At 61.4% G+C, this 14670-nt stretch carries 11 protein-coding genes; 1 reads left to right on the forward strand and 10 read right to left on the reverse strand.

The genetic code is table 11. The features are described from left to right. The 4 genes from gatC to AB0P14_RS01090 form a co-directional block, all read right to left on the reverse strand. Nucleotides 1–297, reverse strand: coding sequence for an Asp-tRNA(Asn)/Glu-tRNA(Gln) amidotransferase subunit GatC (gene gatC, locus AB0P14_RS01075; protein ID WP_363836668.1), 297 nt, complete (start codon nt 295–297; stop codon nt 1–3). 196 nt (nt 298–493) lie between these two features. Beyond that, complete coding sequence (locus AB0P14_RS01080; RefSeq protein ID WP_363836669.1) at nt 494–871, reverse strand: RidA family protein; 378 nt, start codon at nt 869–871, stop codon at nt 494–496. A 131-nt stretch (nt 872–1002) separates the two neighbouring features. Then, nucleotides 1003–2325 carry an LssY C-terminal domain-containing protein gene (locus AB0P14_RS01085; protein WP_363836671.1) on the reverse strand — a complete coding sequence of 441 codons (1323 nt, stop codon included), beginning with the start codon at nt 2323–2325 and terminating at the stop codon, nt 1003–1005. A 65-nt stretch (nt 2326–2390) separates the two neighbouring features. After that, the gene (locus AB0P14_RS01090) at nt 2391–2888 is read right to left on the reverse strand and encodes a GNAT family N-acetyltransferase (protein ID WP_363836672.1); all 498 of its coding nucleotides are present in this window, start codon (nt 2886–2888) and stop codon (nt 2391–2393) included. 515 nt (nt 2889–3403) lie between these two features. Between AB0P14_RS01090 and AB0P14_RS01095 the strand changes: the two genes are divergently transcribed. Beyond that, nucleotides 3404–4114 carry a hypothetical protein gene (locus AB0P14_RS01095; protein ID WP_363836674.1) on the forward strand — a complete coding sequence of 237 codons (711 nt, stop codon included), beginning with the start codon at nt 3404–3406 and terminating at the stop codon, nt 4112–4114. A gap of 184 nt (nt 4115–4298) precedes the next feature. Here the strand turns inward: AB0P14_RS01095 and AB0P14_RS01100 are convergent, their stop codons facing one another. The 6 genes from AB0P14_RS01100 to AB0P14_RS01125 form a co-directional block, all read right to left on the reverse strand. Then, on the reverse strand, nt 4299–5609 hold the full coding sequence (locus AB0P14_RS01100; RefSeq protein ID WP_363836675.1) for a CoA transferase: 1311 nt from the start codon (nt 5607–5609) through the stop codon (nt 4299–4301). A 175-nt stretch (nt 5610–5784) separates the two neighbouring features. Next, nucleotides 5785–6627, reverse strand: coding sequence for an inositol monophosphatase family protein (locus tag AB0P14_RS01105; protein WP_363836677.1), 843 nt, complete (start codon nt 6625–6627; stop codon nt 5785–5787). Nucleotides 6628–6639: 12 nt separating this feature from the next. After that, the gene (gene ligA, locus AB0P14_RS01110) at nt 6640–8946 is read right to left on the reverse strand and encodes an NAD-dependent DNA ligase LigA (RefSeq protein WP_363836679.1); all 2307 of its coding nucleotides are present in this window, start codon (nt 8944–8946) and stop codon (nt 6640–6642) included. A 158-nt stretch (nt 8947–9104) separates the two neighbouring features. Continuing rightward, complete coding sequence (locus AB0P14_RS01115; RefSeq protein ID WP_363836680.1) at nt 9105–9368, reverse strand: hypothetical protein; 264 nt, start codon at nt 9366–9368, stop codon at nt 9105–9107. A 142-nt stretch (nt 9369–9510) separates the two neighbouring features. Beyond that, nucleotides 9511–13947, reverse strand: coding sequence for an FtsK/SpoIIIE domain-containing protein (locus AB0P14_RS01120; protein ID WP_363836682.1), 4437 nt, complete (start codon nt 13945–13947; stop codon nt 9511–9513). Then, nucleotides 13944–14648 (reverse strand): hypothetical protein, encoded by a 705-nt coding sequence (locus AB0P14_RS01125; RefSeq protein ID WP_363836684.1) that lies wholly within the window; start codon nt 14646–14648, stop codon nt 13944–13946. The genes AB0P14_RS01120 and AB0P14_RS01125 overlap by 4 nt, the downstream gene beginning before the upstream one ends. Between the last annotated feature and the right edge of the window lie 22 nt (nt 14649–14670).

Consider the following 14670-nt stretch of genomic DNA (forward strand, 5'->3'; position numbering starts at 1 on the left):
TTAGCTCTCCTCCAGAATTGCGGGAACCTTGAAACGGCCGGAAGCAGCATCCGGGGCACCCGAGAGTGCTTCTTCAACGGTGAGCACGTGGCCCACAACGTCTTCACGCATGACGTTCGTCAGCGGAATCGGGTGCGAGGTGGCGGGCACATCGGCCCCTGCAGCCTCGCTGACGCTCTTAACTGAATCCACAATTACTGCCAGCTCAGTGGCCATGCGGTCCAATTCGTCGTCGCTCATCTCAATGTGAGCCAGTTGCGCCAAATGCGCCACGTCGTCACGGTTGATCGCAGCCATGGATCTCCCCTACAAAAAAGAAAAAGTTGTCCACACTAGCTTATCTCTCATGGCGCAACGCAAATCCCGCCTGTCATGAGATGCCTGTCTCTGCTGAGCGTTCAGGGTTACTTCCTTGGGAACGCTGCGAGGGGCACCCGCAAGTACAGGTGAGTGCCCCGTCTCCCGTGGCACGCCCCCGCGTTGGCCCGTTCTTTTAGCGCTGGGCGACGAGTTCGATCTCGACCTTCATGGCCGGGTCAAGGAACGGCAGCACGTGGACCAAGGCCATGGTGGGACGGATCTCGCCAAAAATCTCACCGTGGGCACGGCCGGCTTCTTCCCAAGCGGCGATGTCCGTCAGGTAAATCTTGGATTGAACCACGTCGGCAAAAGAGAACCCCGCCTCGGCCAGCACAGCCTCCAGCTTGCTCAGGATATAGGCGCTCTGGCCGTAAAAGTCCTCGCCAACGACGGTCCCGTCCGGGCCGGCAGCCGAGGTCGCTGAGATGTAAAGGGTGTCGTTGACCTGCACTGCGCGGGAGTAGCCAAGGGTCTTCTCCCAGCTGGAGCCAGAACCATAAATTTTGCGCACGTGTTTGTCCTCTTGCGTTGTGGGCGTTGCACCCGAATATTGGAGCCACCACTCTAAAGGCAAGAGTGCCCACCCGTGGATTTCATTGCGTTTTTCGACGGCGGCGCCTGTTCCGTGACAGCTTTTCTCGCCTAGCGCTCGCGCCGCGCCCAGAGGCGGGAACTGCGGGCCGAGAGTGCCAGCAGCACCAGGATATCCAGTGGCAGGCCCAGCGGATTCTCCGCCAGCGAGACGTTTCCACCGTGCAACAGCGTGAGGGCAGCCTGAATAACGAAGCCGACGCTAAACGCCAATGTAGCAATTCTTGCCCATTTGCTGCCGCGCAGAATCAACACCGCCAGCAGCCCGTATATAAGGAAGGCAATACCGGAGATTCCAATGACCACCGCCAGAACCGCACTGATAGTTTGTTGATCCGCCGTGTCTAGGCTGGCGGCGGTGCTGGCAACGGCCGCGTTCCAGTCCTTGACCATCAAGGCGATCGTCACGATCCCCACCACAAAACGAAGCGCCATGAGCAGCACTCCGAGGGCGGTTGGTATGGGGCGCCGGTTCGCCGCTTCCGCCCGCCGGGCGTCGGTATCAGGACCCATCGGGTCACCGTCGGGCGCGAGGGTGACATGTCCGACGTCGACCACGGGTAAGTCTCCATCGGTAACTAAGGAGTCCCCTCCCCCGTTACGAGAGTGGTAGCCGCTGGAGAAATCCTTGATGACACGCACCTCAATATCGGGGTCGTCCTCTTGGATCGAATGCACAATATGGTCGCGTTCACGGTCGGTATCGGGGGCAATTTTGTGCGTGATCTGCAGGGTGAAGAGGGAGAAACCCACGGCGCGGTCAAAGGTACCGGCCGCCACCCAATCGGCACGGTAGCCGCCCGGGAGAATCCAGCCGTCGGGGCAACACCAGAACCGGACATGGTGGCGTTTGGCGGGATTGCCGGCCACCTCCTGCTGATAGGCGAGGTCCTGTTGCTGTCCAAAGAGCAACAGCGGACTGACCGGGGCCTCATCGTAGCTTCGCCTCAGGATCGTGGAGGTGACAATGCGCCAGCTCGTACGCAGCGTGATCGGATCCGCCCTGATCCAACCAGCTCGAATCATCGCCTCATGGAGCTGCGCCTCGCTGCCCACGACTGCCAGGTTGATGGGGTCCCCCAGCAGACCGTCGATGGTTCGGGCACGGCCGATGAAGTAGTCGGGGACGTAGATTTTGGTCAGGATCCGGTGCAGCCGCGGCAAGACCAGATACGCCAATACCATCCAGAACAGGACCAGGAAGGAGACCATGTACCAGCCGCTGAAAAAGCCTTCGGAAAGTACCAGATAGGCAAGCCAGAGAGCTGCGAAGGCACCGAAAATGAATGCCGCATAGTCCACGATCGAGTTCAGGGATTGGCGCCGTGCACGCCAGGAGCTACCGGCCTCTTTTACTTTCGCCGGCGCGCTCACTTCCGGGAACCCGGGGCGCCTGGTGTGGACGCGACATGCCACATACGGTCATCATACTGCTGGCCTTAGAGAGCCATTCGATACACCCTGAGCATCTTGCCGTTTTCGGGAATGGGCCAATCACGTTCAGGCGCACGGGTAAAGCCCAGCTTTTGGTAGAGTGCGTGGGCGCCGTGCCAGTCATCGCCCGTGGTCAGGCTCACGGCACGGATACCATCTAGCCCGCGAGCGTGCGCCACGATCCACTCGACCATGGCCCGGCCGGCACCGCTTCGCTGCACGGCGGGATCCACCACGAGGAGCCGGAATTCAAGCTCATTCTCCAGTGCAATGTCCGCCCACTCATCGCCATAAACGGCCAGAGTCGCCGAGCCAATCACCTCACCGTTGCGCTCCGCCACGATCATCGGGGCCACTGCTGCCCGCTCCCCCACCTGCATGATCTTTTGCATGTACGGATACTCGGCGCTGTCAAAGTATCCGGCACCGAGGTAGGCATCGGCCGTAATCCGGGCAACGGCGTTGAAGTCTTCTTCGGCGATGGGGCGAACTGTGGTGCTCATACGTGTGGCTTTCTGGTGGTTTCCGGGCGCTGGTTCTTGGTTTGGTTCGTGTTTTGTTTCTTGGTCCAGTTTATTGGCTTGTTTCTTGGTACAAGTCCGGCGCCGGAACTTGCCTGTGGCGTTTCCAAACTGCAGCTAATGCGGCAAATCCGGCAAATTTGTCGCATCAGCTGCAGTCTGGATTAGATGCATCCGCGGTGACTCGCATCATCTGCTATTTGGAATCGGCCCTTCAAGGTTCAGGCGTGGCAACCTGTGGATAACTACGGACGTCGGAATCCAAAATGCGCCAGACTTGGCTTATGGTCGCCCGCCCGAGGAAATTCCAACAGCTGATCCAGCGGTCTTTCACTTTCAGTGAGGGGCTGGCGGTCGGTGCGACGCGAAGCCATTTGCGCGCCTCCACGCTCAGCACCCCTAGTAGGAGTGTCCGTGTTCCACTCGGCATCCAGCAGACACTCCTCGACCGGGTGCGTCCCTACACGTTGTTGTGCGACTCGAGCTGTATCTCCCACGTGACTGCAGCACAACTGCATGGGTTCCCGCTGCCTTGGTTTTACGATGAAATCAAGACAATTCATGTCACGCGCCCAGCGAAGTCGGCCCAAATCCGGCGCAAAAGCGTGATCGGCCACAGCAACGCACTTGTATCAAACGACATCATGCTGATCGAGGACATCCCGGTCACATCGCCAGAACGGACATTTCTGGACCTTAGTGCTCTGTTGAGTCTGGACGATTTGGTGGCCGTAGCCGACTTTTTGATCTGTGAACACGACAGGGCTTTCGAACCACCCAAGCCACCAGTGGTCTCGGCTGAGAAACTGCGCGCCTATGTGTTGAACCGGCACCACGTCAGGGGTCTAGTCAAGGCCCGAGCCGCTTTGGACCTAATGCGCGTTGGCGTGGATTCACGTCCGGAATCGCGGCTGCGCCTCATCCTTCAGCGTGCAGGCCTACCTGAATTCACCACCAACTACGCTATTCCTGGAGATCCAGAAGTATGGCCTGATCTGGCCTGCGAAGAGTTCAAGGCCAGCGGCCAGTATGAGGGAGAAATTCATCAGACACCGCAAAAACAGCTATACGACCGTAACCGCGATGAGAGAACGGCCGAGCGTGGCTGGTTGCAGGTCAAAGTGTACAAGGCTGATATGCGCAGGGGCGAAGCGTACGTCGTCCAAATGTTCAAGCACGCGCTCCGGGCTCAGGGGTGGCCCGGGTAACCACCCCTGATTTCTACCCAGGCGACGGGACAGAGAGTAGGGCCGGAACAAATCCGATCTCTGGCCCAATTCCAAACAGCACTTGAAGCGAGAAAATCACGATTCATATCGCATCAGCCGCAGTCTCAACCGAGAGGGTGGGCCTCAACCGGGAGGGTCGGTAGAAATCTCCTGATCTGCTATTTCAATTCCAGCGCGGCGCGGCCGAACCCAAGCCCAGAGCCGGAACTTCAAAGCATGGTTCCATGCCTGAAATTTGGACCGCCGGTGGCAGCCGCAACCCAGGTCCCCACGCAGTGTCCTCCGGTAGCAAAAGAGACGAGTCCATTTCCGGTGGAAGCGCATATGGATCCGAGGGCGCCGTCCACATCAAATCCACCGCCGTCCGGGCCAACGAAAGACGCGCACTACGCACTGTCCCGTCGAGGCGGTCCCGCCACGCATTGATGGCGGCAGCTGCGCACAAATATCCCGTGGCATGGTCCAGCGCCTGAACCGGTAAGGGGTGCGGCTCCGCCGAGCCAAAATGCGCCATTCCAGCTTCTGCAATGCCACAGCTCATCTGCGCCAGCGAATCAAAACCGCGCCGATGCGCCCAAGGCCCGCTCCACCCATAAGCGTTTAACCCCACATCAATCAGATTGGGATATCGACGGGCCAGCTCATCCGCCGACAAACCCAATTTATCCAGCGCATCGCCCCGGTAACCGTGAATGAAAATATCAGCGTCGCGGAGCAACTCATGAAGCGCAGCAATTCCCTCGGCAGTTTTCAGGTCCAGCCTGGCACAGCGCTTCCCCACGGTGAGCTCAGCCTCAAGGACCGGCTCCTCCCAATCCGGCGGATCGATCCGCAACACCTGCGCACCGTACGACGCCAGAAAACGCGTGGTCACAGGTCCGGCAATGATCCGGGTCAGATCCAACACCCGAACACCTGCCAGCGGACGCTCCGCCGTGGCGGGCGGGGCAACTTGGCGCGTCCCGCCGTCGTTTATTCGGCGCGGAACACCCCACGCAATCAGTGGTTCACCAGCAACAGCCTGGCCCTGCGGATGTGCAAGCCACGCTTCGGCCGATCGCATGAAGGCTGCGCAGCCATTCGCCGTAACCACCGCGTTTTCCAGCGCCTCCCCATCCCAAAGTTCGACGGCGGCTCTCACCGTTGCGCGGTCAGCGTCAGGTCCCAGCCCCAGCACGTCGAGGGCGGCGGCCTTGTGGTGTGGGGCGTTGGTGTGGAGACGGATCCAGCCGTCCGCGCAACGGTAGTCGCCAGCGATGGGATCCCAGACGGGTGGCAGTTCCCAACCATTGGGCGTGAACGACATGCCGAACCACAGCGAGGCCAGATCTCGATCGACGGATACTTCCGCAGGGGCGACACCGAGGCGTTGAGCAAGATCAGCCACAGCCTGCCCGGCCGCTGCCATTGCAGAAACCGCGAGCCCGGTGACGTCAAACGCCGAGGATAACGCTCCAGTACCTGTGATCTTCATGGCGATACCCCTTTCGTTGATGCTGGCAGCCGAGCATCAAATTCGAAACAGCAGCTCGTGCGGTCAACCCTGCATCCATCGATTCCAAACTGCACCTGATGTGATAGAAATGCCGCCCAAATTATCGCATCAGCTGCAGTCTCAACCCAGAACGCCAGCGGAAACCACCGGACCGTTACTCCGCCGGGGCGAAGCTGCCTTCCAGCCCCGGAACACAAGCACCGGTCCACACGGAAAGCACCTCTTCGCGCGAGGGCAGACCGTTCACAGCTGGGCTGAGTCTCGGACGATGCACCCAGGCCCCGGCCTCTTCGGCAATGAGACCACCAGCAGCAAAGTCGTGCTCGAACAGGCCATACTCCAAGTACGCATCCACCGATCCTTCTGCCACCGCACACAACTCCAGAGCGGCGGAGCCCAGCCGACGGAAATCGCCAAAGTGGTCCAGACGCCCGTCAAGTTCTGAAACCAACCGGCGCCGCACATCGGGGTCATACGTCAATGACGTGGACAACAGCGTGCCGCCTCGTGACTCCACAGGGCCACGCAGCTGGCGAGTACTCTGCAGGCCGTCGGCACGGGTTTCATCCAGCCACGCGCCACCGCCCTTGGACGCGAAATAGATCCGACGCAGCGCCGGCGCGTTGACCACCCCGGCGAGCCATTCGCCGTCGGGCCCCATGACGGCGACCGAGGTGCCATAGTAGGCAATGTTGCGGATGAAGTTCATGGTGCCATCGAGCGGGTCGATGCTCCACCGGTACCCGGACGCCTCAGCCGGGAGCGCCGGCGCCAGCTCCTCACCGGTGATGACGTCATGCGGGCGGGCATCGGCAATGACTGCCCGGACCGCGTTCTCGGCGGCCACGTCAAAGGCTGTCACCCAGTCGGCGTCGGAGGATTTCTCCGCGGCGGCAAAACCTGCCGGATCCCGCACGGCAAGTATGGCGGCACCGGCGGCAGCGGCACGCAGTGCCACTTCGAGAAGTTCATCAACGGTCACGGCAGACGGGTTCATGGGAATCCTTAGTTAGTTAGTCTCGGTCGGGAGCTCGGCGGCCTCGGCGGGAACCTCGGCAACCTCAGCATCACCCTCGGCATCAACCTCAGCAGCCGGAACAGGCCCGGTCGCCAGCAATTGCCGGAACCCGTCCTCATCCAGCACGGGAACGCCCAGCGCCTCGGCCTTGTCCAGTTTGGTGCCGGCGGCCTCGCCAGCCACCACGTAGGAGGTGTTTTTGGAAACCGATCCGGCTGCCTTTCCACCCCGGGTGATGATGGCTTCCTTGGCCTCATCGCGGCTGAGCGTTGGGAGCGTTCCAGTCACTACAATGGTCAGGCCTTCCAGAGTCCGGGGCACGGATTCGTCCTCGGCATCTGCCATCAGCACACCCGAGGCAGCCCACGCGTCAACGATTTCCTGGTGCCAGTCCACGGCGAACCACTCGATCAGAGCCTCGGCAATAATGGCACCCACTCCGTTGACATTGGCTAGTTGCTCTCGCACATCGGGAGCACGGAGGGCTTCCCGGATCGCTTCCATGGATCCATACCGGGTGGCCAGCGCGCGCGACGCCGTAGGCCCAACATGCCTGATCGACAGCGCCACCAGCACGCGCCACAGCGGCGCCGTCTTAGCCTTATCAAGCTCCTGGAACAGATCCATGGTCGTCTTCTTGGGCGCCGAAGGTTTCTTCGCGGTCGGTTTGCTGTAGAAGTACGGCACCAACTCGAACTTGCCAGAGCGTTCTCCCTTCAGCCGCTTTTCACGCCAGACAACGACGCCGGACAGGTCCAGTTCGGCGATGTCGAACACCTGCGCTTCGCTCGTCAGAGGGCCGGGGCCGGCGGGGGCAATGATCCCTGAGTTTTCAGCTGGGTCAGGTCCGGGTCCGGCCGTCAGAGCCCGAGCAGCCTCATAGCCCAAGGCTTCAATGTCAAAGCCGCCGCGACCGGCCAGGTGCGCCACGCGTTCTGTTAGCTGGCTGGGGCATGACTGGGCATTGGGGCAGCGAATATCAATATCGCCGTCCTTGGCTGGCGCCAGCTGCGTGCCACAGGACGGGCACTCGGTTGGCATGATGAACTCATGGACGGGCGGGTTCTGCTTCTCTCGCAGAGCTATAACAGGGCCCACAATTTCAGGGATCACATCTCCTGCTTTTCGCAGCACGACGATGTCGCCAATCATGACACCCTTGGCCTTGACTACGTCTTGATTGTGCAGCGTGGCCATTTCCACCGTTGAACCGGCCACTTTTACCGGTTCCATGACGCCGTAAGGGGTGACGCGCCCGGTTCGTCCTACGTTGACCCGGATGTCCAGCAGCTTGGTGTGGACTTCCTCCGGCGGGTACTTGTACGCCACTGACCACCGCGGCACGCGTGAAGTATGGCCCAGACCCCGCTGGGTAGCCAGGTCATCAACTTTGACCACAATGCCGTCAATTTCGTGAATCAGATCGTGCCGGTGCTCGCCGTAGTAGGCGATGAAATCCATGACTTCAGCCAGCGTATCGAGCACCTTGTAGTAGGGGCTGATGGGCATGCCCCACGATTTCAGCAGCTCATACGTTTCCGACTGGGTGGCCGTGGACAGCCCCTCACGGGCGCCGATCCCGTGGACAAACATGCTTAGCGGACGCTTGGCCGTCTCCGCCGGATCCTTCTGGCGCAGGGAGCCGGCCGCGGAGTTCCGAGGGTTCGCAAACGGCGCTTTACCGGCCGCCACCATCTGCTCGTTCAGAATGGCGAAGTCCTTCGAGGCAATGAAAACCTCGCCGCGAATCTCCACCTCAGAAGGAAAATTATTGCCATGCAACTTCTGCGGAATGTCCTTGATGGTGGCCACATTGTGCGTGATGTCCTCACCCGTGGTGCCATCGCCGCGCGTTGCCGCCCGCACCAGCACACCGTCGCGGTACAACAAATTCACGGCCAACCCGTCAATCTTCAGCTCGGTCAGCCACTTCGGCGCCTGCCCGCCCTGCTTCTGAACCGAAGCGGCGGCACGCACCAGCCACGCCTCGAGCTCCGCAAGGGAGAAGACATCTTCCAGCGAGTACATCCTGGCTAAATGGTCGACGGCGGCAAACGCCACCGAGACATCCCCACCTACCAGCTGGGTTGGGGAATCGTTGGTCACCAACTCCGGGTGCAACGCCTCAAGCTTTTCCAACTCGCTATATAAAAGATCGAACACCGAGTCAGAAACCAGCGGTGCGTCCTCGTTGTAATACGCTGCCCGGTGTTTTTGGATCTCATCCACTAGGACGCCGTAGCGTTCACGGTCTGCGTCGGTGGGAATGGGCTGATTTTCTACGTTCTCGCTGCTCACGCTTCTATCTTGCCCCACGAAGCCGCCCCAGCGCACCAATCAGCTCAAGCGGCCCTTAAATACCAGACCGACCCCCGCAATTGGGAGCCGGTCTGGGCCCACGCTCGCCAGGTTCCACATAAATCGCGTCAGCGATTTCTGTGGCCGGCGAGTGGGGACTAGCGTGAAGCTGAGATCTGTTCCATCTTCTGCTTGTTCACCAAGGTCTTGACCTGGGTCAGATCGTTGATGACGCTGTTGAGCTGCTTCTTGGACGTGGGCCACGTGGTGCCCTTGAAGCGGTTGGCGTCGGGGCCTTCCCACCGGACGGACTGTGCCTTGCCGTCAAGGGTGCTCATTGCAGAGGTGATCTGGTCGATGGCTGAAGCCAACTTCGAAACCAGTTCTGCCATGTCCTGGGGATCGCTACCTAGCATTGCCATGATGTTCATCCTTTACTGAAGAAGAGACCCGGTGTTGGCTTGTCCAACTGGGCGACTATGAATAATCTAACAACTACATTTCTAGAGTGCGATGGGGACAACTACCCAAGCCCACCAAAGCACTCTGGGGTCCGCCCAAAAGTTACCGTTCGTGGTCCATGGTGGTGGCCACCTGCAATTGGAACGCCTTGCCCCGGCCCACGACGAAGCCGCGGCCCGGGATGAACTTATTGTTGTACAACCGGCCCAGGGAGGTGTTCATCAAGGTGTCGCCCTCAATGTCGCTGGGGTTCAGCAGTAGCCCACGGCGGCCGGATTTGAACAGTCCGGCCAGATTCCAGGCGGCCGCCCATGTGGAGGTTTCGGCCTCTCCCACCACAAAGTAGTTCGCCTTGATGGCCGACTTGATCAGGGTGACCAGATCCATTTCGGCCTCGGAATCGGAAAACTCGGTGACGCCTTCAATGAAGAACGCCACCGGTGTGGTTTCGCTCTCCACCAGGTCGATGAAACGCTGCAGCTCCGGTTCCAACCCGGCCGCTGTCACAATCGCTTCATCCCATACCGGCAGGTTGGCGATCGCCGAACGACGTGAGCCGAAGTACACGCGGCGCGTCCCCGGCGTCGACCGTTTGAGAGCCTCAGCCAAGGTGACTAGGGCGGTGGTGCGCCCGGATGACGGCGGCCCGGTCAGCATGAGCGCGCCGCTGGCCTGCAGCCCGGCCGGCTCCAGGTTGTAATCGTCCACACCGATGATGACGTTCCCGGAGGTGGCAACCGGGAGGACGTTGAGGTCCAGGTTTTCCGGCAACGATTCGATCCGCGGCGCCTGCGGCACACCCTGACGGCGCATGGTCTCGCCCAGGCTGGCCACCTGACGCGCCTGCAGGGCCAGGTTGGGGGTCCCGCCGAAGATCGCCATCTGAATTTCGCCGCCGTCGATCATGCCACGGCCAGGAGGCGAGGCGGGGTCGAGGACGTCGCGCGGCAGGCCCAGGTTGGAATAGTCATCGACCGTGGCCAGGCGGAACACCAGCAGGCGCTGCACCGAGGACGCCAACGACGCCGGCAGCGACTTCGGGCTGTCACCGGCAATGACAATGTGCACGCCCATGGGACGGCCGTCGGTGGCGATCTGCTGCAAGGTTTCGAACTGGTTCATGCCGACCCGGAACTCGTACAGTTCGCGGAAGGTGGCCAGCCCGTCCACCATGACAATGATGCGCGGTTCGTTGGGCTTATTGGCTAGGCGGCGGTATTCGGCGATGCTGCCAGCCTTCACGGCGGCAAATGTCTCGGCCCGCTCCTCGATGAGGCCGCGCACGTAACGCAGCAACCGGCCCACACGCTCAGCGTCCTCGGCATTGATGATGCCACCTACGTGCGGGAGCGACTCGAGCATCTGCAACCCGTTGGAGGCCGCATCGATGCCGTAGACCTGCACGGGACCACCGCGCGGGGTGATGGCCGCGGCAATGGCAATGGTGCGCAGTGCCGCCGATTTACCGGAGCCACTGGCCCCCAAGATGGCCATATTGCCGTCACGATCGGGCTCAAAGAACACCGTGGGCTGCGCCTGATGCTCGGGATCATCCATGACACCCAACACCAGTTGCTCATCCGTGCGCGGGTTGGGCAGTTTGGAGAAGTCGTAAATTTCCGGGAGTTCACTCAGCCACGGCTTACGGGGCGGTTTGACACCCAGTTCCACGGCGGCCAAGGAAATATTGGCCACCACTTTGGCGATGTCGTTGGGACCGGCCGACTCTTCCACGGGAGCCGCGGCAAGCTCCTGCTCCCACGCGGCACCGGCACCAAAGTCCATCTCCACAATGTCGATCCGGGGACGTTGCGGCGTACGTGTGGTCCAGCCCCCGGCATAACCGGTTTGGAAACCCTGAATCCGGCCAGGGCCGGTCTTGGCAGCCCCGCGCCCGGGAATAGATGGGCTGAAGTAGGCGGCGGTGGGCTCACCCAAAATGTCCTGAGAGTCATCCACATCGGCCATGCGCAAGGCAATACGCATATTCGTGTTGGCGCGCAGGCTGTCCTTGATGACACCGGAGGGGCGCTGCGTGGCTAGGATCAGATGCAAGCCCAGGGAGCGGCCACGGGCAGCCACATCCACCACACCGTCAACGAACTCCGGCACTTCCTTGGCCAGTGCGGCGAACTCATCCACCACAATGATCAACGACGGCGGCGCCTCGGGATCCGCTTCACGCTCCATGGCGAGCAGGTCCTTGGCTTTCTTGCGGTTGAGCAGGTGCTCGCGGTAGTGCAGTTCGGCACGCAGCGAGGTCAGGGCCCGGCGCACCAAGTGCGGGGAAAGGTCTGTCACCAAACCCACGGTGTGGGGCAGTTGCACACAGTCAGCAAAAGCCGCGCCACCCTTGTAATCAACAAAGAGGAAGGAGAGCCGATCAGGGCTGTAGGCGGCCGCCATGCCCAGCACCCAGGCCTGCAAGAACTCGGACTTTCCGGCACCGGTGGTGCCACCCACCAAGGCGTGCGGGCCTTCGGTTTTCAAGTCCAGGTACATCGGTTCCACACCCTTGGAACCGACCAGGGCACGCAAGGAGCCCTGGTACTTACGGTTCTTCACGGCGCGGGAGGCCACCGAGTTGTTTTCCAACCAGCGATCGGCGATTCCGGCGGTGCTTTCCACGATGTCGTGCCCGGCGAGTGCCACATAGGACACGCTTCGCGGAAGATCGGAGTCGTCGTCGACCGGCTTGCCGGAGTCAACCACGGGGGCCATCATGCGGGCCAGCTGGGAGGCGAGCTCCACGCTGACGCTCTCGCAGCTCACGGGGTAGGTGAGCTGTCCCAGCCGGACCTGGCCGGTGGTGGCAGTTTCGGCCACATGGACAAAGTCGCGGCAGGGAGCCGGCAGTGCTTCCACCGAACCGGCAACCCACAGGATGTGAATGCCGGCATCGGCGCCGTATTCGGTCAGGCGGGTCAGACGAGCCCGGTCCACCTTGACGTCATCTTCAATGATGACCAGCATGACGGGGGTGGCCGGCGGAGGGGTTTCGGCCTTGCTGGGGTCCATGATGCCGCGGTGCGCGGCGCCGTGCGCGGCAAGGTTTACGCCACGGGTGACCATGAGGTCCTCGAGTGCGGCCAGCAAAACGCTTGCGGCGCCGCTGCCGGACGCCAAGTGGTCGGAGCCAAGAGGTGAATGGACGGAGTCCACATGCGGCAGCCATTGCAGCCATTCCCAGCGCTGCTTGGAATCTGCGGAGGTCATGGCTGCAACGGCTAGTTCAGCCGGAGAATGCAGCCCCACGGCCTGCAGCACCAGAGCCCGGGCTACATCGTCCACCACGCCGCGAGGTCCGGCCACGCCCAAGGCACCGCTATTGCGCAACTGTGCCACCACGGGAACAGCGTCAATATCGGAGAATTCGGCCTTGATCTCCTGAACTTCTTCCATGTACTCAGGGAGCGTGTCGTTGCTGTCGCCCACTTCAATGGGTGTGCGGGAAGGCTGACGGCCAATGCCCAAACGCAGAGACAAGAAGGCGCTGTGCTCGGGACGGTGCGTCCACATCATCGGGCCCAGTTTGTAAATTGCGTCAACGGTTTCTGCCGTTGAGGGGCTTTCGGCGAGGCGGATGGCGCGTTCCCGTTGTTGCCGTGCGGTCATTTGGCGACGGAACTCTTGGACGGCGCCACGGAACTGCTCAATGGACTCGCGCAGCTCACGTTTGGCGTTGAACTTCTGGTCCATGTAGCTGCCGATGATCATCAGCGGCATCATGGCCATGAAGATGATGCTGAACAGGTTTTGGGTCACCGCGAACATCACACCACCCATGAGCACGGGGGCAATCAGCATGACCACGGGGAAGCGTTCCTTGCGCGGGCGTTTGGGGCCTGCGGGAACTGTTTGCTTCTCTATCTTGAACTGAGGCACCACCCGCGGTGAGCGGTTGAATTCCACCAGCGGACTGGTGGGCCCGGCTTGTGAGCCGCGGCCGAGGCTGACCACGGAGATGGTGGTCTCCCCCAGAGTCACCTCGTCGGAGGAACCGAGCATGGCCCGGGAGATCTGGATCCCTTCCATCATCAGCCCGTTGGCTGATCCGGTGTCAACGATCTCGATCGTTTCACCGACCGTGATGCGGGCATGGCGTTTGGAGGTCATGGGGTCGCTGAGGCGCACGTCTACGTCAAAGTCGCGACCCACATAGCTGGTGCCCTGCGGCAACGCGAATTCCTTGCCCGCATCCGGGCCGGCCATGACGCGCAGTGTGGCCGCTGCCGGTCCCCTGTCCTGGTTGGGCAGGGCAAAACTTTCGCTGACCTGGGTGAGCGAAACCGTAGCCCCGGGACGTAGCCCGGACTCCAACAGGTTGCTCTCCGGCGGCAAGGTGCGGCCCTGAACGCCGCCCACCATGGACTCTTCCACCAACAGGGAAAGATTCGGCGGCGCCTGCGCGCCTTTGCGCGAAGGATCGGACAGGAACAACTCCGTGGCGATGTCCCCCACCGAGGCCAAACCATCCACGGTGACGGCCAGGTTGGTGTCCTCTTGCGGTTCACGCCGGAGCGTCAGTCGCAGCCTCATTCATCATCCATTCCGCGTTGGCTTTCCAGCAAGGGGAGGTCATCGGGGGTGACTAGGTGGGAGGTGACAGCGTGTTCCACGAGCCGGGCGCGCCGGTTGGTGGCCAACTTCCCGCCACCGCCTCGCAACCCCACCACTCCCACGCGGTCCAGTTTGTCGCACACGTTATCCAACTTGCGGTTGAAGCGGGTCAGTGCCCAGCCCAACCGTTTGGCAGCCTGAGTCGATGACGGGATGGAACTAAAACCGGTTCCGCCGCGGCGCAGCATGGGCTCAGCCAACGCCACAATGAGGGCCTTCTGCGAGGGTGTGAAGACCACCGGACCAATGGTGGTGGACCCGGCGGAATCATCTTCCCGGCTTTGGGTCATGAACGACGGCGATGCCAAGTGCACGGAGAACTCGTACGTGGTGGGTCCGGCCGTAAAAATCACATTCGTCTGCGCGAACACGAGTGGGATGCGCGCACCGGGGGCCATCCACGCCTGCATGCCACCGGCTGCATCGGCGATCGTGGCGCTGAGCATGGTGCCGGAATTGGTCAGCCACCAGATGCCGTCATACTTGCTGACTTCCAAGAATTTCCGGTGCAGATACGGGTTGTCGTCAACCTCAATATCGCCTTCACGGCCAATGCTAAAGACGTCCTCGGGCGACGGTTCATACCATTCGCCACAAAAATCAATGGTCAGTTCAGCCATGACGGCAGCCCCCTAGTTGGTT

It is taken from the genome of Specibacter sp. NPDC078709, from assembly GCF_040686795.1.
GTDB lineage: Bacteria > Actinomycetota > Actinomycetes > Actinomycetales > Micrococcaceae > Specibacter.